Source organism: Pseudomonas guariconensis, assembly GCF_015680235.1.
In the GTDB taxonomy this organism is placed as follows: Bacteria; Pseudomonadota; Gammaproteobacteria; order Pseudomonadales; family Pseudomonadaceae; genus Aquipseudomonas; species Aquipseudomonas guariconensis_A.
This window is the reverse complement of record NZ_JADLJL010000003.1, coordinates 115033-135177: the sequence shown is the minus strand read 5'-3', so window position 1 is coordinate 135177 and position 20145 is coordinate 115033. Positions and strand designations below refer to the sequence as shown.

Annotated in this window: 16 protein-coding genes, 1 pseudogene and 1 riboswitch; of the genes and pseudogenes, 12 read left to right on the top strand and 5 right to left on the bottom strand. The window is 64.9% G+C overall.

The genetic code is table 11. From position 1 onward, the window contains the following. Positions 1 to 65 precede the first annotated feature (65 nt). From IRZ56_RS03905 to IRZ56_RS03895, 3 genes are read left to right on the top strand one after another with little or no spacing between them, the layout of a single operon-like run. The gene (locus IRZ56_RS03905) at positions 66 to 251 is read left to right on the top strand and encodes a CPXCG motif-containing cysteine-rich protein (RefSeq protein ID WP_084858569.1); all 186 of its coding nucleotides are present in this window, start codon (positions 66 to 68) and stop codon (positions 249 to 251) included. Beyond that, positions 251 to 511 (top strand): putative signal transducing protein, encoded by a 261-nt coding sequence (locus IRZ56_RS03900; protein ID WP_196143720.1) that lies wholly within the window; start codon positions 251 to 253, stop codon positions 509 to 511. The genes IRZ56_RS03905 and IRZ56_RS03900 overlap by 1 nt, the downstream gene beginning before the upstream one ends. Positions 512 to 524: 13 nt before the next feature. After that, positions 525 to 1145: an SOS response-associated peptidase gene (locus IRZ56_RS03895; protein ID WP_196143719.1), complete on the top strand. Its 621-nt coding sequence runs from the start codon at positions 525 to 527 to the stop codon at positions 1143 to 1145. 205 nt (positions 1146 to 1350) lie between these two features. On the opposite strand, the gene IRZ56_RS23420 is transcribed toward IRZ56_RS03895, so the two are convergent. Further along, on the bottom strand, positions 1351 to 2094 hold the full coding sequence (locus tag IRZ56_RS23420) for a methyl-accepting chemotaxis protein (RefSeq protein ID WP_419182923.1): 744 nt from the start codon (positions 2092 to 2094) through the stop codon (positions 1351 to 1353). A gap of 111 nt (positions 2095 to 2205) precedes the next feature. Next, positions 2206 to 2409 (bottom strand): annotated as a pseudogene (locus IRZ56_RS23415) (HAMP domain-containing protein); the annotation flags it as partial. A 1234-nt stretch (positions 2410 to 3643) separates the two neighbouring features. Here IRZ56_RS23415 and IRZ56_RS03885 point away from each other — a divergent pair. Further along, positions 3644 to 4459: a M48 family metallopeptidase gene (locus IRZ56_RS03885; protein ID WP_196143717.1), complete on the top strand. Its 816-nt coding sequence runs from the start codon at positions 3644 to 3646 to the stop codon at positions 4457 to 4459. A gap of 91 nt (positions 4460 to 4550) precedes the next feature. On the opposite strand, the gene IRZ56_RS03880 is transcribed toward IRZ56_RS03885, so the two are convergent. From IRZ56_RS03880 to IRZ56_RS03870, 3 genes are all read right to left on the bottom strand, one after another. Beyond that, positions 4551 to 5132, bottom strand: a complete 582-nt coding sequence (locus IRZ56_RS03880) for a TMEM165/GDT1 family protein (protein WP_196143817.1) — start codon at positions 5130 to 5132, stop codon at positions 4551 to 4553. A 91-nt stretch (positions 5133 to 5223) separates the two neighbouring features. Further along, a riboswitch (yybP-ykoY riboswitch) is annotated at positions 5224 to 5357 on the bottom strand. A 39-nt stretch (positions 5358 to 5396) separates the two neighbouring features. Further along, positions 5397 to 6395 (bottom strand): class I SAM-dependent methyltransferase, encoded by a 999-nt coding sequence (locus IRZ56_RS03875; protein ID WP_196143716.1) that lies wholly within the window; start codon positions 6393 to 6395, stop codon positions 5397 to 5399. A 48-nt stretch (positions 6396 to 6443) separates the two neighbouring features. Beyond that, entirely contained in the window at positions 6444 to 7409 is a 966-nt protein-coding gene (locus IRZ56_RS03870; protein WP_196143715.1) for a 2-hydroxyacid dehydrogenase, read from the bottom strand. Between the two features lie 369 nt (positions 7410 to 7778). Between IRZ56_RS03870 and IRZ56_RS03865 the strand changes: the two genes are divergently transcribed. The 8 genes from IRZ56_RS03865 (at position 7779) to IRZ56_RS03830 (ending at position 20141) form a co-directional block, all read left to right on the top strand. Continuing rightward, positions 7779 to 9461: a fatty acid--CoA ligase gene (locus tag IRZ56_RS03865; RefSeq protein WP_196143714.1), complete on the top strand. Its 1683-nt coding sequence runs from the start codon at positions 7779 to 7781 to the stop codon at positions 9459 to 9461. Between the two features lie 310 nt (positions 9462 to 9771). Further along, positions 9772 to 11661: a DUF1302 domain-containing protein gene (locus IRZ56_RS03860; RefSeq protein ID WP_196143713.1), complete on the top strand. Its 1890-nt coding sequence runs from the start codon at positions 9772 to 9774 to the stop codon at positions 11659 to 11661. A gap of 26 nt (positions 11662 to 11687) precedes the next feature. Next, the gene (locus tag IRZ56_RS03855; RefSeq protein WP_196143712.1) at positions 11688 to 13052 is read left to right on the top strand and encodes a DUF1329 domain-containing protein; all 1365 of its coding nucleotides are present in this window, start codon (positions 11688 to 11690) and stop codon (positions 13050 to 13052) included. 271 nt (positions 13053 to 13323) lie between these two features. Next, positions 13324 to 16038, top strand: coding sequence for a LuxR C-terminal-related transcriptional regulator (locus IRZ56_RS03850; protein WP_196143711.1), 2715 nt, complete (start codon positions 13324 to 13326; stop codon positions 16036 to 16038). 202 nt (positions 16039 to 16240) lie between these two features. Then, positions 16241 to 17848, top strand: a complete 1608-nt coding sequence (locus IRZ56_RS03845; protein WP_196143710.1) for a tetratricopeptide repeat-containing response regulator — start codon at positions 16241 to 16243, stop codon at positions 17846 to 17848. Next, positions 17845 to 18537 carry a sensor histidine kinase gene (locus tag IRZ56_RS03840; RefSeq protein ID WP_196143709.1) on the top strand — a complete coding sequence of 231 codons (693 nt, stop codon included), beginning with the start codon at positions 17845 to 17847 and terminating at the stop codon, positions 18535 to 18537. Before IRZ56_RS03845 ends, IRZ56_RS03840 begins: the two co-directional genes overlap by 4 nt. A 147-nt stretch (positions 18538 to 18684) precedes the next feature. Then, positions 18685 to 19326 (top strand): MBL fold metallo-hydrolase, encoded by a 642-nt coding sequence (locus tag IRZ56_RS03835; RefSeq protein WP_196143708.1) that lies wholly within the window; start codon positions 18685 to 18687, stop codon positions 19324 to 19326. Between the two features lie 95 nt (positions 19327 to 19421). Further along, positions 19422 to 20141, top strand: a complete 720-nt coding sequence (locus IRZ56_RS03830) for an OmpA family protein (RefSeq protein WP_196143707.1) — start codon at positions 19422 to 19424, stop codon at positions 20139 to 20141. The last annotated feature ends 4 nt before the right edge of the window (positions 20142 to 20145 follow it).

Sequence of the window (20145 nt, the reverse complement as noted above, 5' to 3'; positions counted from 1 at the left end):
TCGGACACACGCAGGCCCTGTAAACAGACCGGCAATTATACGCATAAGTCAGCGCGGAGGCCGCGATGCTGGAGATCGACTTCTATCGTTGTCCCTATTGCGGCGAAACGGTGGAGACCACCGTGGACATTTCCGGTGGCGACCAGGTCTATACCGAGGACTGCCAGGTCTGTTGCCAGCCCATCGTGTTCATTCTGCAGGTGCATGGTGACGAATGGATGCTCGAAGCACGACGCGAGGATGACGCTTGATGAAAAGGATCTACGAGCCGGAAAGCCTGATGGAGGCGCAATTGTTGGTGGGCATGCTCGCCAGCGAAGGCGTCGAAGTGCACCTGGTGGGGCGCGACCTGGTCGGCGGCGTGGGTGAATTGCCGATGCAGGGGTTGCTGGGCCTGGCGGTGCCCGATGAACAGGCCGGGTACGCACGGCAGCTGATCGATGCGTACAATGCCGCCCTGCCACTTGCCGGCGACGAACCGGAGAGTTATCCCGGAACCCTGATCTGTTGAGTTTTTTATCGCCATGTGTGGACGCTACGCCCTGTTTCGCTGGTCTGCGGCCTTTGCCGCCTTGCCGGGCTACCCCGCCGACCAGCAGGCGCAATGGAACATCGCCCCAGGCGCTTCGGTGCTGATCCAGCGCCAGCTCGACGGCCAGCTGCAGCTAGCCCGGGCGCGCTGGGGGCTGACGCCGGCGTGGCTCACCGACCTTTCCCGCACCCCGGCCCAGGCCCGCGCCGAAACCTTGGCCGAGCAGCCGATGTTCCGCGACGCCTTTCGCCAGCGACGCTGTCTGATGCCGGCCAACGGCTTCTACGAATGGCGCGGCAACGTGCGCAAGCGCCCGTACTGGCTTACGCCGGGGGAGGGGGCATCGCTGTTCTTCGCCGGGGTATGGGAGGCGTATCCGGTGCAGGATCAGGTGTGGCTGAGTTGCGCTGTGGTGACCCAGGCGGCGATGAACCAGCGCCGGCCGTTGATCCTCGACGAGGCGGGGCAAGCGGCCTGGCTCGACCCAGATACACCGCTGGCGCGCTTGCACGAGCTGTTGGCCAGTCGGCCCGCGGCATTGCGCGAGCGGGCGCTGGCGCATTTCGTCAACGATCCGAAGCTCGATGGACCGGAGTGCCTGACTCCCGCTTGATGGGGGCGCTTTGCGCCCCAATCGCGGGACAAGCCCGCTCCTACAAGTACAACGCCGTGTTTGGATGTGGGGGTGTCCTGCGATTGGGCTGCAAGGCAGCCCCATCGCCGGCAAGTCAGCTCCCGCAGGTACAGCGCCTCCCTTGGGTGTGGGAGCGGGCTTGTCCCGCGATTGGGCTGCATAGCAGCCCAGCAGCTCTAAGGCTTCAGACGCGGAACTGATTGATCAACCGGCGCTGCTGCTCGGCCAGCTTGGTCAGCTCGGCACTGGCCTGGCTGGACTCGTCCGCACCGCCGGCCACCTCACCGGCTACCTGGCCGATATTGATGACGTTGCGGTTGATGTCCTCGGCCACTGCACTCTGCTGTTCGGCAGCGCTGGCGATCTGGGTGTTCATGTCGTTGATCACCGACACCGCCTGGGTGATGCTTTCCAGTGCTTCGGCGGCGCGGCTGGCCTGCTGCACGCTGTCGTCGGTCTTGCCTTGGCTGTCTTCCATCACCCGGACCACTTCGCGGGTACCCTGCTGCAGCTGCTGGATCATCTGCTGGATCTCTTCGGTAGCCTGCTGGGTCTTCTGCGCCAGGTTGCGCACCTCGTCGGCGACCACCGCGAAACCTCGGCCCTGTTCGCCGGCACGGGCGGCTTCGATGGCGGCATTGAGCGCCAGCAGGTTGGTCTGCTCGGCGATGGCGCGGATCGCCACCAGGATGGCATTGATGTTCTCACTGTCGCGGGCCAGGGTCTGCACCACGGTGACCGCACGGCCGATCTCGGTGGCCAGGGCACTGATCGAATGGGAGGTGTCGCGCACGATCAGCAGGCCCTGGTTGGCGGCCTGGTCGGCGTTGTTCGCGGCCTGGGCGGCATGGGTAGCGTTGCGTGCCACATCCTGGGCGGTGGCGGTCATTTCCTGCACCGCGGTGGCCACCTGGTCGATCTCGGCCATCTGCTTGTGCACACCCTGGTTGGTGCGGATGGCGATGTCGGCGGTGTGCTCCGACGAATCGCTGACCTTCTGCACCGAGCCCACCACCTGGCTGATCATTGCCTGCAGCTTGGCCAGGAAGGTGTTGAAGCCCTTGGCGATGGCGCCCAGTTCGTCGGCGCGGTCGCTATGCAGGCGACGGGTCAGGTCGCCTTCGCCCTGGGCGATGTCATCGAGCATGGCCACCATCTGGCGCAGTGGGCGGGCGATGCCGTGGGCCAGCAACCAGATCACCAGCAGGCCGACGGCGGCGATGCCCAGGCCCACAAGGGTCATGCCGGTGATGTCGGTACGGCGTTGCTCGGCCAGGTCCTGCTGCAATTTGTGCACGTCGGCCATGACGGTGCTCAACGGCAACTCCAGCAGCAAAGACCAGCGCGCGGCCGTATTGGCGACCCGGAACGGCAGGTACAGCTCGATGCGGTCCTTGGCTTCATCGACTTCGTAGTGCAGGTCTTCGCCGCTGAGGTTTTTCAGCGTGCCGGCCTGTTCGGCGTCGAGCACGTCATCGGCCTTTTCGCCGAACTTGGACGGGTCGCGGGTATAGGCCACCAGGCGGCCATTGCTCGACACCAGGGCCAGTTCGCCGGCGCCGCCGTACAGCTGCTGGTCGGCGGCATTGAGCAGGTCCTGGATGAAGTCCACCGACAGGTCGGCCCCGGCGATGCCCTGGAACTGGCCATTGACCAGGATCGGTTCGACGAAGGAGGCGAGCATGACGGTCTTGTCGCCGACCTTGTACGGCGCCGGGTCGATCACGCAGGCCTTCTTCGACTCCTTGGGACACAGGTAGTACTCACTGGCACGCACGCCGGTGGCCAGCACGGTGTGGTCGTCGACATCGATCAGTTTGTCCTGGCCGAGGCTGCCATCGCCATTGCGGAACCACCAGGGCAGGAAGCGGCCGGTGGCGCCGTCGACGCCCACCAGGCTGCTGCCGGCATAGCGCGCATCGTCGTGGTCCAGGGCGTTGGGCTCCCAGCCCAGGTAGGCGCCGAGCACCGTCGGGTTGACCTCCACGGTGCGCTTGAGCTGGTTGGCCAGGTATTCGCGGTCGATGCGCATCAGCGGCTGGCCATCTGCGCCTTGCATGCCGATCATCGCATTGCTGGTGGCCAGGCTGCGGGCGATCAGCAGGGGCGCTTCGAGACCGCGCTGGATCTCGCTGACCTGGGTGCGGGCGAGGGCGGCCAGGCGTTGTTCGATCACGCTCTCGAACTGCTGGCGGGTGCGCTCCTGCACCAGCGCCTGGGTGCGTTCGCCGGAATACACGGCGTACAGCACCAGGGCCGCGACAATGCTCAACACGATGGCGCCGGCAAGGGCTGCCACGGAAAACTGGATCGACTTGAACTTCATGGGGCACCGCGCACTCAGGAGGGTCGTTACCCGAGGTTATCGGCGGGGTAATCCCAAAGCATGAGGGGATGCGGATAAATCTTCCTTGCGGCTCTGGCGACGCCAGGCGACTCGGCCTAGGATACGCGGCATGTAGAAAGGGAGTGTTTTCATGCGTAGATCATTCGTTGCCAGCCTGCTGGGCACCAGTATCCTGCTGGCCGGTTGCCAGGCGGTGAATACCACCAGCGGTGGCGCCGTGGGCGTCGACCGCCAGCAGTACATGTTCAGCATGCTCTCGACCGACCAGGTCAACCAGATGTATGCCCAGTCCTACCAGCAGACCCTCAGCGAGGCGTCGACCAAGGGCGAACTGGACAAGACCAGCGCCAAGGCCAAGCGCATCCAGGCCATCGCCGACCGGCTGATCGCCCAGGCGCCGAAGTTCCGGCCCGACGCCGCGCAATGGAACTGGGAGGTCAACCTGATCAAGAGCGACGAGCTCAATGCCAACTGCGGCCCAGGCGGCAAGATCATCTTCTATACCGGCCTAATGGACCAGCTCAAGCTCACCGACGCCGAGATCGCCGCGGTGCTGGGCCACGAAATCGCCCACGCCCTGCGTGAGCATGGTCGCGAGGCGATGTCCAAGGCCTACGGCGTGGAAATGGCACGCCAGGGCGCCGGTGCCCTGTTCGGCCTGGGCCAGGGTGGCATGGCCCTGGCCGATACCGTGGTGAACTACGCCATGACCCTGCCCAACAGCCGTGCCAACGAGAACGAGGCCGACCTGATCGGCCTGGAATTGGCCGCCCGTGCCGGCTACGACCCGAATGCCGCGATCACTCTGTGGAACAAGATGAACCAGGCCTCGAACGGTGCGCCGCCGGAGTTCATGAGCACCCACCCGGCATCGAGCACCCGGATCGCCTCGCTGCAGGCGGCCATTCCGAAGGTGATGCCGCTGTACCAGGCGGCGAAGAAGTAATCATCGGGGCACAAGGCCGCTCCTACAGGGTTGCGCAAGATCCTGTAGGAGCGGCCTTGTGCCGCGAAAGGGGCGCAAAGCGCCCCCGGTCTCAGACCCAACCGCTGGCCTTCATCGCCGAATACACCGCGACGATGGCCAGCACGAAGAACGCCATCGCTGCCAGGCGACGAATCAGGGTCAGCGGCAGTTTTTCCGCCGCGAAATTGCCTGCCAACACCACCGGTACGTTGGCGATCAGCATGCCCAGGGTGGTGCCGATGATGACCATGATCAGGTGAGGATACTGGGCCGCCAGCATGACCGTGGCCACCTGGGTCTTGTCGCCGATCTCGGCCAGGAAGAACGCGATCAGGGTCGTGACGAACGGGCCGAAGCGGCGTGCTGCACTGTTCTCGTCATCGTCCATCTTGTCCGGTACCAGGGTCCACAAGGCCGTGGCGGCGAAGCTCGCGGCCAGGATCCAGTGCAGCACCGTGTCGCTGAAGAAACTGCTGACCCAGGCGCCTACGGCACCGGCGGCGGCATGGTTGGCCAGGGTGGCGGCGATGATACCGGCGATGATCGGCCAAGGCTTGCGAAAGCGCGCGGCGAGGATGAGTGCAAGCAGTTGCGTCTTGTCGCCGATCTCGGCGAGGGCAACGATGGCGGTGGGGACGAGCAACGATTCCAGCATCAGGATTCCTACGGGGGCGGGCCGACACGGCTATGACACGTACGACCTCCCCGCCCCGGGTAAGGTGTGCGTGTCATAGGTCTTGTCAAACCCGTGATCCGGCGGTGCGGATCGCTCTCTATGGAGCTTGGGTCGCACGCGCCATGGCCTGTGGGCCAAGTGTGTTGACGCGTGCCGGGCGAGCTGGGCGCTCGCGGGAGACTACTCCCCTAGGACGGTGCGGATTCTGCCTAGCAGAACGGGTTTCGGCAAGCCCTGTTTTTAACCGCGTGTTGCCTGGTAGATGCGGAAGCCCTCCGCCTCGGCGCAGGTTCGGCAGTTGCCCAAGGCCCCTTCGATGAGCGGCTGGTAGCGCAGGAAACTGTTGGCGACCAGGCGCATTTCACCGCCTTTTTGCAGGTGATCGCCGGATTTTTTCAGCAAATTTTCCGAAGCCTGGTAATTGGTGTGCACCCCGGTATGGAACGGCGGGTTGCTCAAGATCAGGGCCAGCCCGGTGGGCGCGGCATCGATACCGTCGCCACTGATCACTTCGGCGTCCAGGCCGTTGGCCGCCAGGGTCAGACGACTGCTGGCCACGGCGAAGGCGTCTACGTCGAGCAGAGTGACCTGGCTCTGTGGGTAACGGCGCTTGACCGTCGCGCCCAGCACCCCGGCGCCGCAGCCGAAGTCCAGCACGCGACCGACCGGCAGGTTGTCCAGGTGCTGGAGCAGGAGGGCGGTGCCGCGATCCAACCGGCCATGGCTGAACACGCCGGGCAGGCTGACCACCTGCAGCGGGCCGTCGGCAAGCGGTAGCTCGAAGCGCTCGGCCAGGCTTTCCAACGGTTTGGCCTGGGGTGCGTTGTCCACAGTCACTTGCCATAACTGGCAATGCCGGGCGCTGTCGAGCTTGCGCGGCTTGCCGAACGCCTGTAGCTGCTTGGCCGCGCCCTCGATGCCGCCGCGCTTTTCGCCCACCAGGTACAGGTCACGGCCGGCCAGGCGCGAGGCCAGGGCGTTGAGCAGGTAGGCGGCCAGCTCGCGGGACTTGGGCAGGAACAGCACGGCGGCCTCGAACGCGACGTCCGGCACCTCGACGCCATAATGGCTGCGGCCGGCGAAACGGCTGTCGAGCAGCGCTTGGTCGCCGGCATGCCAGGACCAGCCGTGGGCGCCCGGCAATTGACCGAGCAGATCGTCGGCGGGGAGCCCGGCAAGCAGCAACGGGCCTTGGAACAGTTCGGCCTGGCGAAGCAACACTTCACTGCGCGGGTCCATGGACGGCGTCTCCTGAAAAAGTGGCGCAGTGTACCAGAGGCCCTGGCTTCAGCCGACCACACGCCGTGGTTGGCCGGCGAAGAACGCCTGGGCGTTCTCGCTCAACTGGCCGACGATGCGCTGGCGCGACTCTACCGCGCCCCAGGCGTTGTGGGGCGTGACGATCAGGCGCGGGACATCTGCCTGCAACAGCGGGTTGCCGTTGACCGGCGGTTCGACGCTCAGCACGTCGGTAGCAGCGCCGCCCAGGTGGCCGCTGCGCAAGGCATCGGCCAGGGCCTGCTCGTCGATCAGCCCGCCGCGGGCGGTGTTGACCACCAGGGCGCCGGGCTTGAGCAGCGCCAGTTCGCGGGCGCCGATCATGTGGCGGGTGTGATCGTTGAGCGGGCAGTGCAGGGTCAGCGCATCGACCTGGGGCAGCAGCTCGTCCAGTGGCAGACGTTCGGCGCGCGCCGGACGGCCGGGGATCTGCCCGCTGAGCACACGCATGCCGAAGGCTTCGGCCAGGCGTGCCACCGCGCCGCCCAGCTCGCCATGGCCGAGCAAGCCGAGGGTCTTGCCCTGCAGTTCGACGATGGGGAAGTCCAGCAGGCAGAACTGGCTGGCCGCGGCCCAGCGGCCATCGGCGACGGCCTGGCGGTAGTCGCACAGGCGCGTGGCCAGGGCCAGCAGCAGGGCCAGGGTGTGCTGGGCCACCGAGGGCGTGCCGTAGCCCTGGCAGTTGCACACCGTGACGCCCCGCAGGCGGGCGGTGGCCAGGTCGACATTGTTGGTGCCGGTGGCGGCGAGCAGGATCAACTGCAACTGCGGGTTGGCTTCCATCGCTGCGGCATCGATCATCACCTTGTTGCTGACCACCGCGGTGGCGCCCTGCAGGCGCTCGGCGACCTGCTCCGGGCGGGTCGAGGCATACAGCTGAAGGTCGTCGAACTGCGCATGCAGCGGCGAGAGGTCGAGATCGCCGAGGTCCAGGGACTGGTGATCGAGAAATACGGCGCGACGCGGGCTGGGCATGGCAGGCTCCGGGGCTGGTAGGTTCTGGTTTCGCGTACCCTTTTGTCGGGGCGGGCGTGCCCCGCGATCAAGGGTGAAGCCCTTGCCATACAGGCGCGATGGCAGGGGGCAATCGCGGGACAAGCCCGCTTTCACAAGCGGCACGCTAGTCATGGATTCTCTTCGCGACAGCGCAGCCCGAAGGGCTGGGCTATTTCCCACAGGGGTTCATCAACCTGACGGCGAGCGGGCGATGTGTCAAGCACACGGCACCTGGCCACTCATACCTTGTGCCCGGCAAATCATTCCTTCGGCTGATTTGACCGGTGCGTCACCGTTCTACAGTAACGGCCAGACTTCTCCGGCCCGCAATGCAAAAAAGGGATACCCATGTTGCAGACGCGTATCATCCAGCCCGCCGAGGGCGCCTATACCTTCCCCTTGCTGATCAAGCGCCTGCTGATGTCGGGCGGGCGCTACGAAAAGACCCGCGAAATCGTCTACCGCGACCAGTTGCGCCTGACCTACCCGCAGCTGGTCGAGCGAATCGCGCGCCTGGCCAACGTGCTGACCGAGGCCGGGGTCAAGGCCGGTGACACCGTGGCGGTGATGGACTGGGATAGCCACCGTTATCTGGAATGCATGTTCGCCATCCCGATGATCGGTGCGGTGGTGCACACCATCAACGTGCGCCTGTCGCCGGAGCAGATCCTCTACACCATGAACCACGCCGAGGACCGCTTCGTGCTGGTCAACAGCGACTTCGTCGGGCTCTACCAGGCCATTGCCGGCCAACTGACCACGGTGGACAAGACGCTGCTGCTGACCGACGGCCCCGACAAGCACGCCGACCTGCCCAACCTGGTCGGCGAGTACGAGCAACTGCTGGCCGCTGCCAGCCCGCGCTACGACTTCCCCGACTTCGACGAGAATTCGGTGGCCACCACCTTCTATACCACCGGCACCACCGGCAACCCCAAGGGCGTGTACTTCACCCACCGCCAGCTGGTGCTGCACACCCTGGCCGAAGCCTCGGTGACCGGTAGTATCGATAGCGTGCGCCTCTTGGGCAGCAACGACGTGTACATGCCCATCACGCCGATGTTCCATGTGCATGCCTGGGGCATCCCATACGCCGCCACCATGCTCGGCCTCAAGCAGGTCTACCCGGGGCGCTACGAGCCGGACATGCTGCTCAAGCTGTGGCGCGAGGAAAAGGTCACCTTCTCCCACTGCGTGCCGACCATCCTGCAGATGCTGCTCAACTGCCCAGCCGGCCAGGGCGAACACTTCGGCGGCTGGAAGATCATCATCGGCGGCAGCGCCCTGAACCGTGCGTTGTACGAGGCGGCCCTGGCCCGGGGCATCCAGCTCACCGCGGCGTACGGCATGTCCGAGACCTGCCCGCTGATCTCCTGCGCCCACCTGAACGACGAACTGCAGGCCGGCAGCGAGGATGAGCGTATCTCCTACCGGATCAAGGCGGGCGTGCCGGTACCGCTGGTGGAGGCGGCGATCGTCGATGGCGAGGGCAACTTCCTGCCCGCCGACGGGGAAACTCAGGGCGAACTGGTGCTGCGAGCCCCCTGGCTGACCATGGGCTATTTCGGAGAAAAGCAGAAAAGCGAAGAGCTCTGGGCCGGCGGCTGGCTGCACACCGGTGATGTCGCCACCCTCGACGGGATGGGCTACATCGATATCCGCGATCGCATCAAGGACGTGATCAAGACCGGCGGTGAATGGATCTCCTCCCTGGACCTGGAGGACCTGATCAGCCGGCACCCTGCGGTGCGCGAAGTGGCGGTGGTCGGTATCGCCGACCCGCAATGGGGCGAGCGGCCTTTCGCCTTGCTGGTGTTGCGCGAAGGCCAGGCGATCGACGCCAAGGCGCTCAAGGAGCACCTCAAGCCGTTCGTCGAGCAGGGGCATATCAACAAGTGGGCGATCCCCAGCCAGATCGCCATTGTTACCGAAGTTCCCAAGACCAGTGTCGGCAAGCTCGACAAGAAGCGCATCCGCCAGGACATCCTCCAGTGGCAAGCCAGCAACAGTACGTTCCTGTCGACGCTCTGACTTCCCGTCGGGCCGCCTGGGCTACCGCGCGGCCCCCATTGCAGAGCGGTTGCGAGCTTGTAAAACGGCAGAATTGCGCCATGCTTGCCGTGGCCTGCGGGCCGCCACCGGAGTGGGTGCATGCAAATCACACTTTAGAGGGATCAAGCACCTGTGCCTGCTGGCTATAGTCGGGGTCAGGGGATTTTCAGGAATGGGGAGGCGCCGCGTGCAAGTCGCGGCGCCAGGGCGAAAGCCTGCACACCGGTCGCTCGGGCCGTTTCTGAAAGGACTCACTGCCATAACAATAAAAGTACATGGAGTAGCGTCGATGACATCTGCAAACCTGTTCTGGCGCCGGGCCAAGCTGCCCCTGGCCGTCAGCCTCGCTTCCACGCTCGCAAGTCCCGCGTTCGGTGTCAGTTTCAACATCGGTGAAATCGAAGGCCAGTTCGATTCCTCGCTCTCCATCGGCGCCAGCTGGTCGACGGCCAACCCGAACAAGAACCTGATCGGTGCCAACAACGGGGGCAAGGGCTTGTCCCAGACCTCCGACGATGGCCACCTGAACTTCAAGAAGGGCGAGACCTTCTCGAAGATCTTCAAGGGTATCCATGACCTGGAGCTCAAGTACGGCGATACCGGCGTGTTCGTACGGGGCAAGTACTGGTACGACTTCGAACTCAAGGACGAACACCGCGAGTTCAAGGACATCAGCGACTCCAATCGCAAGGAGGGCGCCAAGTCGTCCGGCGCCGAGCTGCTCGACGCGTTCGTCTACCACAACTACTCCATCGGCGATCAGCCAGGCTCGGTGCGCCTGGGCAAGCAGGTGATCAGTTGGGGTGAAAGCACCTTCATCGGCGGCGGTATCAACGCGGTCAACCCGATCGACGTGGCGGCGTTTCGCCGTCCAGGCGCGGAAATCAAGGAAGGCCTGATTCCGGTCAACATGTTCTATGTGTCCCAGAGCCTGACCGACAACCTGTCGGCCGAGGCGTTCTACCAGATCGAGTGGGACCAGACCGTCGTCGACAACTGCGGCACCTTCTTCTCCCAGCCGGACATCGTCGCCGACGGCTGCACCGACAACCTGCGCGTGCTGGCCAGCAGCCGGGCGATCCCCACCGCGGTGCCATTCCTCAACAGCCAGGGCGTGGACATCAACGAAGAGGGTGTGCTGGTGCGCCGCGGCGCTGACCGCGACGCCCGTGACAGCGGCCAGTTCGGTGTCGCCTTCCGCTACATGTTCGAGCCGCTGGATACCGAGTTCGGCGCCTACTTCATGAACTACCACAGCCGCGCGCCGATCTTCAGCGCCAGCGGCGCGTCCCAGTCGACCTACGACCGTGCCCGCGCCTTGCTGGGTGGCCCATTCGCCGGCCTTGCGCCGCTGATCGTCGCCGGCAACTCGGAATACTTCATCGAGTACCCCGAAGACATCCGCCTGTATGGTCTGAGCTTCTCCACCACCTTGCCGACCGGTACGGCCTGGAGCGGCGAGCTGAGCTACCGGCCCAATGCGCCTGTGCAGTTGAACACCACCGACATCCTGTTCGCCGGCGTGGGCCCGATCGGAGTGCCACCGTACAGCAACGCCTCGGTGCTCACCGGCACACCGGGCCAGGACCTGCATGGTTACCGGCGCAAGGAAATCACCCAGTTCCAGACCACTTTCACGCACTTCTTCGACCAGGTGATGGGCGCCAGCCGCCTCACGGTGGTGGGTGAAATCGGCGTCACCCATATCGGTGGCCTGGAAAGCTCGAGCAAGGCCCGGTACGGCCGCGACCCGGTCTATGGGCCAGGCCCGTTGCCGGCCACGGGGCCGTTCAATACCTGCGAGCTGCTCAACGGCAGCACCCTGGGCAACTCGGGCCTGGACACCTCGACCGCCAACCTCAGCCGCAAGTGCGAGAACGACGGCTACGCGACCACCACTTCCTGGGGTTATCGCGCCCGCGCCATCTGGGACTACAACGACGTCTTCGCCGGGGTCAACCTCAAGCCCAACGTGGCCTGGTCCCATGACGTCTCGGGTTACTCGCCCGGCCCAGGTGCCAACTTCGAGGAAGGTCGCAAGGCCATCAGCCTGGGCTTGGACGCCGAGTATCAGAACACCTACACGGCGAGCCTGTCGTACACCAACTTCTTCGATGGCAAGTACACCACCGTGGATGATCGCGACTTCGTCGCCCTCAGCTTCGGCGTGAACTTCTAAGAACAACGATCCAGGACGACAACAGAATGAACAAGACCAAGAGTCTGCTGAAGGCCGGTGTGCTGGGGCTGTCCCTGCTGGCGACCAGCGTCATGGCTGCGGTGTCCGCCGACGAGGCGGCCAAGCTGGGCACGACCCTCACCCCGATGGGGGCGGAGAAGGCCGGGAACGCCGATGGCACCATCGGACCCTGGCAGCCGCTGTCCAAGACTGCAGGCAGTGCCGACGCCAAAGGCTTCCTCTCCGACCCTTATGCGGGCGAGCAGCCGCTGTACACCATCACCGCGCAGAACGTCGACCAGTACAAGGACAAGCTGTCCCCCGGCCAGCTGGCGATGTTCAAGCGCTACCCGGACACCTACAAGATCCCGGTGTACAAGACCCATCGTGGCGCCACCGTGCCCGATGAAGTGTTCGCCGCCATCAAGGAGAACGCCACCAAGACCACCCTGGTCGAAGGCGGCAACGGCCTGAAGGATTTCCGCACCGCAGTGCCGTTCCCGATACCGAAGACCGGCCTTGAGGTGATCTGGAACCACATCACCCGCTATCGCGGTGGCAGCGTCACGCGCCTGGTCACCCAGGCCACGCCACAGCAGAACGGCTCGTACAGCCTGGTGTACTTCCAGGACCAGTTCGTCTTCCGTGACCGGATGAAGGACTACGACCCGAACAACCCAGGCAACATCCTGTTCTACTTCAAGCAGAAGGTCACCGCCCCGGCGCGCCTGGCGGGCACCGTGCTGCTGGTTCACGAGACCCTCGACCAGGTCAAGGAGCCACGCAAGGCGTGGATCTACAACGCCGGCCAGCGCCGTGTGCGCCAGGCCCCGCAGGTTTCCTACGACGGCCCGGGCACCGCGGCCGATGGCCTGCGTACCTCCGACAACCTGGACATGTACAACGGGGCACCGGACCGCTACGACTGGAAGCTCGAAGGCAAGAAAGAGATGTACATTGCGTCCAACGCCTACAAGCTCGATTCGCCGACGCTCAAGTACGCAGACATCCTCAAACCCGGGCACATCAACCAAGACCTGGCCCGCTATGAGCTGCGCCGCGTCTGGCATGTGGTAGCGACCTTGAAACCGGGTCAGCGGCACATCTATGCCAAGCGTGACTTCTACATCGACGAGGACACCTGGCAGGCCGCGGTGATCGACCAGTACGACGGTCGTGGCCAGTTGTGGCGGGTATCGGAAGCCCATGCCCAGGACTACTACAACGTGCAGGTGCCCTGGTACACGCTGGAAGCCATCTACGACCTGCAATCGGGTCGCTACCTGGCGCTGGGCATGAAGAACGAGGAGAAGCGCGCCTACGACTTCGGTTTCAGTGCCAGCCGCAGCGAGTTCCAACCTGCCGCGTTGCGCCAGGATGGCGTGCGTTGAGGTTCGTTCTCGCGTGAGGTCAAAGGGCTGCTTTGCAGCCCTTTTTGCACGGCCTGCGCGGTCCCTGTAGGAGCGGCCTTGTGCCGCGATGGGCTGCATCGCAGCCCCATTCACGCATCCAATGCCCGCCCATTCCCGCCATCGGTCTTGTTGCTTTTTGTTGTAGTCTTTTCCTCGTCTGATGCAGCCATCATCTTCAAATGCGCCGCGTTACCCGCTAGTCTCGCAACAATCCGTACTGCCATCGTCCTCCACCCTGAACGAGCCGGCCATGACAGACCTGTCCCGTACGCATGGATTCGCCAGCCAGGCCTTGGGCCTGCTGGACGGGCGTTTCTTCCGGCCACCACTGCCGGATGGGCACGTTCCCCGGTCGCGCCTGTGCCAGCGGCTGCACGCCGGGCTGAGTGGGCGCCTGTTGCTGGTCAATGCGCCGGCCGGTTTCGGCAAGAGCTCCCTGGCCATCGAGTTCTGCCAGGCCCTGCCGACCCATTGGCGCAGCCTCTGGCTGGGCCTGAGCCCGCGGGATGCCGACCCAGGCCGCTTCCTCGAACGCCTGCTCGAAGGGCTCCAGCAGTTCTGCCCGGCGCTTGGTGGCCAGGCCATGGGCCTTCTGAAGATGCGTCAGCGCCACCAGCCGTTCGCCTTCGAAGAGTGGCTCGACGGCCTGCTCGACGAGCTTGCCCTCTACCTGCAACCGGACTCGCCCGTGTTGCTGGTGCTGGATGACTACCACCTGGCCCAGGGGCCGGTGCTTGACCGCTGCCTGCAGTTCTTCCTCAACCACCTGCCCAATGGGCTGATGCTGCTGGTCACCAGCCGCCAACGACCGGACTGGCACCTGGCCCGGCTGCGCCTGTCACGTCAGTTGGTCGAGCTCACCGAGCAAGACCTGCGCCTGACGCCCGACGAAGCGCTGGCCGTGATCGGTCGACAACCCTCCGGCCTGCGCGGTCAGGCGCTGGACAACCTGATCCAGCGCAGCGACGGTTGGGTCGCGGGGCTGCGCTTCTGGCAGTTGGCGGCCAGCGAATCGGGCGAAAACAACGCCTTGCCCCAGGCTTTGCACGGCGGCGAAGGGTTGATCAGGGATTACCTGCTGGAGGAAGTCATCGATATCCTGCCAGCGCATGTGCAGGCCTTCCTCTACGACACTGCCTGCCAGGAGCGTTTCTGCGCCGAATTGTGCGATGCCCTACGCGAGCGCGACGACAGCATGGGCATCCTGCGCTACCTGCAGGCCCACCAGGTATTTTTGGTGCCGCTGGACGAGCACGGCCACTGGTTCCGCTACCATCACCTGTTTTCCGACCTGCTGCGCAGCCGCCAGGGCAGCGAGTCGCTGGGGGCGTTGCACCTGCGGGCCTGCCGCTGGTTCCAGGTCCAGGGGCTGCTCGACGAAGCCGTGGAGCAGGCCCTGCGCGCCGGCCATCTGGACGTGGCTGCCGACTTGGTGCAAAGCCTTTCCGAGGAGCAACTGCTGGCCGAGCAGAATGTCGGCATGTTGCTACGCTGGAAGATGGACCTGCCCGATAGTCTCCTCATCAGCACCCCGCGCCTGATCGTCCTGTACAGCTGGGCCTTGGGCCTGGCCTGCCAGCTGGATGCGGCCGAGGAATTGGCCGCCCATCTCAGCCGTTTCCTGCCTGCGCCCTCGGCCACCGCGCAAAAATCCATGCTCGCCCAGTGGCTGGCGTTGAGCGGCGTGATCGCCCGGGGGCGGGGAGATCGCCAGCGGACCCTGGATTACTGCAGCGAAGCCCTGCAAAGCCTGCCGTACAAGCGTTACGGCCAGCGTCTGGTGTGCCTGTCGACGTTGTCCAACCTGGCGATCGCCGACGGTGACTTCTGGCGCGCGCGTGGCTGGAACCGCGAGTCCCTGGAGCTCGCACAGCGGGTCGGCAACCCTCTGTTCGAGGCCTTGGCCCATTATGATCGCGCCCGGGTCTTGCATGCCCGGGGCGAAGCACTGCGGGCCCTGGAGGAAGTGCGCCAAGGATTGCAGCGCTTGCAGGGGCTGGCTGCCCAGCGCCTGTATGCGGTGCGGGCCAGGCTGACCCTGTACGAAGGCTACCTGCTGGTCTCCCGCCTGCAGCCGGCCCAGGGCCGCGCTCGGTTGCGCGCCGGGCTCAGCGAAGCACGGGCCTGCCGCGACATCAGCGTTTTGATCGGCCACTGCGTGATCGCCTCGCTCGACGGCCGCGAAGGGCGTTTTGCCGAAGCCTTCGCCGAACTGGCCGAGGCCGAGCGGCTGATGCATATCTGGGACGTGCCGCCGATCTTCTACCTGGCCATGATCACCCTGGTGAAGTGCGAACTGTGGCTCGCCCAGCGGCGCACGGACCTCGCCGAGTCCTGGCTGTTGCGCCTGGGCCAGACCTACGGCGGCGAACAACCGGCGGCGGCACCGGAGTTCCATCCATTGCTGCCGCTTCATATCGAATTGCAGCAGGCTCTGCTCGACGGCGTGCTGGGCCGGTCACAGGAGACCACCGGCCGCCTTCGCGCGCTGGTCGCGCGTGGCCAGGGCAACGGCGGGATGATGCTAGTGGTCTGCGGTTTATGCCACTGGATGGCCCAGTTGCTCGACGAAGGCCGGGTGCAGGAGGCCGAGGCCCTTTTGCCCCAAGCGCTGGAGGCGGCCCAAGGGGGCGTGTTACAGCCCTTCCAGCGGTTGCTCGAGGCGCACCCCTGTTGGTTGCGGGAGCAACTGGCGGCGCATCCGGCCTGCCTGGTCCAGGCGGAGCTGTTGGCGCGCCTGCCGCGTCCGGTGGTGGTCAATGAAAGTACCGAAGCGCTCAGTGGCCGTGAGCTGGCGGTGCTCGAGCTGATCGCCCAGGGGTGCTCGAACCAGCAGATCAGCGAGCGGTTGTTCATCTCCCTGCACACCGTCAAGACCCACGCCAGCCATATCAACAGCAAGCTTGGCGTGGAGCGGCGCACCCAGGCGGTGGCCAAGGCCAAGTCGCTCGGGTTGCTTGCCTGACTGCCATAGCTGCCGGCGTCATCGCGCCCTCAGTTTTCCTCGCCTGCTGCCGATAAGCTGTTCGGGTTACTGGCTATCCGTGCCGACGTCATCGCGGGACGAACCCGCTCCTACAGGGGCGGCCTGCGTCGACACTGCCAGGCCCTATGTCGGGCATCGTCGCGTGCCACCCTCCAACCCCTCGCCAATACAGGTCGTATTGATGCTGCAGTATGGGCAAAAAAGCTTTCTGATCGTCGATGATTTCACCGACTTTCGTACCTCGACCCGCTCCATGCTCCGGGAGCTGGGCGCACGCGACGTGGACACCGCCGACAGCGGTGAGCAGGCCCTGCGCATGTGCGCGCAGAAGCGCTACGACTTCGTGCTTCAGGATTTTCACCTTGGCGACGGCAAGAAGAACGGCCAGCAGGTGCTCGAAGACCTGCTCCTGGACAAGCTGATCAGCCATGAATGTGTGTTCATCATGGTCACCGCCGAGAGCAGCCAGGCGATCGTGCTCAGCGCCCTGGAGCACGAGCCGGATGCCTACCTGACCAAACCGTTCAACCGCGTGGGCCTGGCCCAGCGCCTGGAAAAGCTGGCGCAGCGCAAGACCTTGCTCAAACCCATCCTCCAGGCCCTGGACCGCGGCCGCCCGGCCGAGGTGCTGGCGGCCTGCGCCGAACTGTGCAAGCAAGACCCGCGCTTCGCCCCGCTGTGCCTGCGCTACAGGGCCGATGCCTTGCGTGATCTGAACCGCGTCGAGGAGCTGGAGAAGTTCCTCAAGACCATTCTGGCCAGTCGCCCGCAGCCCTGGGTCTATGCTGCCCTGGGCAACCTGCTGCACAAGCGCGGCCAGCACGCCGAAGCTCAGGGCGTCTTCGAGCAAGCGCTCAAGGCGTTTCCGATCATGCCCAGCCTTTACGACGGCCTGGCCGAGGTGCTGGTGGCCCAGGGCGAGACCAAGCGCGCCCAGCACATGCTCGAAGAGGCCGTGCGCCTGTCGCCCCTGGCCGTGCGCCGGCAGGCGGCATTGGGCAAGCTGGCCCTGGATAACGAAGATTTCGAGAGCGCGTCCAAGGCCTATCGGCATGCAGTCAACCAAGGGCAGAGTTCGCGCTACAAGGACCCGGAGAGCAACCTGGGCCTGGTCCAAGCGCTGATGAACAAGAATGTCGGCAACGGCCTGGACGCGCGCACCCGCGTCGAGATCAACAGCGTGCTCAGCGATGTCGCCAAGGAACACGTCGAAGACCAGGGCCTGCAAGTGCGCGCGCGCCTGATGAAGGCCGCCAGCCTGCAGCAGGCCGGCGACCCCGAAACCGCTGGCAAGCTCACCGAACAGGCTCTGCAGCGACTGGAGAAAATGGACCAGTTCTTCTCGGTCGAGGCCGCCCTGACCGTGGCCAGGCAACTGCAGCAGCTCGGCCAGGAAGCGGCAGGCACCAGCATCCTCAAGGGCTGCGTGGAAACCTATGGCGACGATCCCAAGGTCATGCAGAGCGTTGCCCGCGTCACCGACGATCCGGCCGTGCTCGGCGCCGTCACCGAAGCGGTCGACCTCAACCGCCAGGGTGTGCGCAGCTACCAGGCGGGCCAGCTCGGCGAAGCCCTGGACATGTTCCGCCGGGCTTTGGCGCTGCAACCGAAGAATATCAGCATCGCTCTCAATACCGCCCAGGCGCTGCTGCGTGTGGGCGGCGAGAGCCCCACGCCGGCGATCATGCAGGAGTGCCGCAACTGCCTGCAAAGCGTTGCAGGCATCCCGGCCAGCGACAGCCGCTACGACCGCTACCGCAAACTGCACATCCGGATCTTCGGCGCATGAATAGAGACGAACTGGGGCTGGATTTTTCCACGGTGATCGCCTCCACCGTGCACGACATGAAGAACTCGCTGTCGGCCTTGATCCAGGCCCACGACCAATGGCTGGCACGCTTGCCCGAGGCACTGCACGGTGGCAGCGAGCAGGGTGTGATGGAGCATGAGTTCCGTCATTTGAACGGCATGCTGGTCCAGCTGCTGGGCCTGTACAAGCTGGGTATCAACCAGTTGCCGATCTGTCCCGACTATCACGAGCTGGACGATTTCATCGAGGCTCAGCTCGCGGCCCAGCAGGAAGTGCTCAGGCATCGCGACATCCTCGCCACCTGGCGCATCGACACCGACAACCCGCTGGGGTTCTTCGACCGCGAACTGGTCGCCTCGGTGGTGGCCAACGTCCTCACCAATGCCATCCGCCACGCCGGCCACGCCCTGCTGATTGGCATCGAGGAGCAGGGCGAACAACTGGTCATCAGCGTCAACGACGATGGCCCGGGTTATCCAGAGCGTATGCTCGAGCGTCAGCAGGACTACCTCCAGGGTATCGACTCACGCACTGGCAGCACCGGCCTTGGCCTGTACTTCGCCGCACGCATCGCGGCCCTGCACGAACGCAACGGCGTGCGCGGGCGCATCGAGATCGCCAATGGCGGGGCGCTGGGGGGGGGGTTGTTCCGGTTGTATCTGCCTTAGTGGCAGGGGGCGAGGTATGCGGTGCCTGTGAGATCGAGCGCCGCCCGTGCGGCGCTCGATCTGCGTCACACTGCATAGTCCAAGACAAACACCCGAGACAGGCCCACCAGGCACCGCTAACATGCCGGCAGTATCTAGGAGCCGCCCATGACCGCCCCCACCACCCTGATCCGCGAAACCTTCCCCGTAGGCCCGCTGCAATGCAACTGTACCCTGGTCGGCGACCCGGTCAGCAAGAAGGCCATCGTCGTCGACCCGGGCGGTGACCCGGAGAAGATTCTCGCGCGCCTGCAGGCCCACGGCCTGACGTTGGTGAGCATCATCCACACCCACGCCCATTTCGATCATTTCCTCGCCTCGGGCAAGCTCAAGGAGCTGACCGGCGCGACCTTGCACCTGCACAAGGACGACCAGCCTTTGTGGGACAACCTCGAGATGCAGTGCCAGATGTTCGGTGTGCCTTACACGCCAGTGCCGTCGCCGGACCGTTGGCTGGGCGATGACGAGGCGCTGGCCTGCGGCTGCGGTGTGGCCTTGCATACGCCTGGCCACACGCCTGGCTCGATGAGCTTCTGGTTCGCCGATGCCAAGCTGCTGATCGCTGGCGATACCTTGTTCCGCCGCGGCATCGGTCGTACCGATTTGTGGGGGGGCGACCAGCGGGCTATCGTTCGTTCCATCAAGTCGCGGCTGTATTGCCTGGATGAAGAGGCGGTGGTGGTCACGGGCCATGGCCCGGATACCCGCCTTGGCGACGAGATGCGCGAAAATCCTTTCGTGCGGGCCTGAGGTTTCAGGGAATTTTTCCGTTTCGCCTGGGTCCAAGGCTGGCATAGGGCCATCCATGACCTGTTGCACTCTCGAATATCTGTAGGAGCTTGTCCATGTTCACCATGCGTCGTCTGATTATCGTCGCTACCGCTGCTGCCCTGATGACTGGCTGTGCCGGCCAGAACCCCTATGACAGCCAGGGCCAGGCTCAAGGCTCCACAGGGATGAGCAAGACCGCCAAGTACGGTGGCCTGGGCGCGCTGGCCGGTGCCATCGCCGGTGCCGCCATCGACCATAACAACCGTGGCAAGGGCGCGCTGATCGGTGCTGCCGCGGTGGGCGCCGCTGCCGCAGGCTACGGCTACTACGCCGACAAGCAGGAAGCCGAGCTGCGTGCGAAGATGGCCAACACCGGTGTCGAGGTGCAGCGCCAGGGTGACCAGATCAAGCTGATCATGCCGGGCAACATCACCTTCGCCACCGATTCGGCGAACATCTCCCCAAGCTTCTACTCGCCGCTGAACAACCTGGCCAACTCGTTCAAGCAGTTCAACCAGAACACCATCGAGGTGGTGGGCTTCACCGACAGCACCGGCAGCCGCCAGCACAACATGGACCTGTCTCAGCGTCGTGCCCAGGCCGTCAGCACCTACCTGACCTCCCAGGGTGTCGACCCGTCGCGCGTTTCCGTTCGCGGCATGGGCCCGGACCAGCCGATCGCCAGCAACGCCGACGCCAACGGCCGCGCCCAGAACCGTCGCGTGGAAGTGAACCTCAAGCCGATTCCGGGCCAGCAGTATGACCAGCAGGGCACTGTGCAGCAGTACCCGTAAGGTG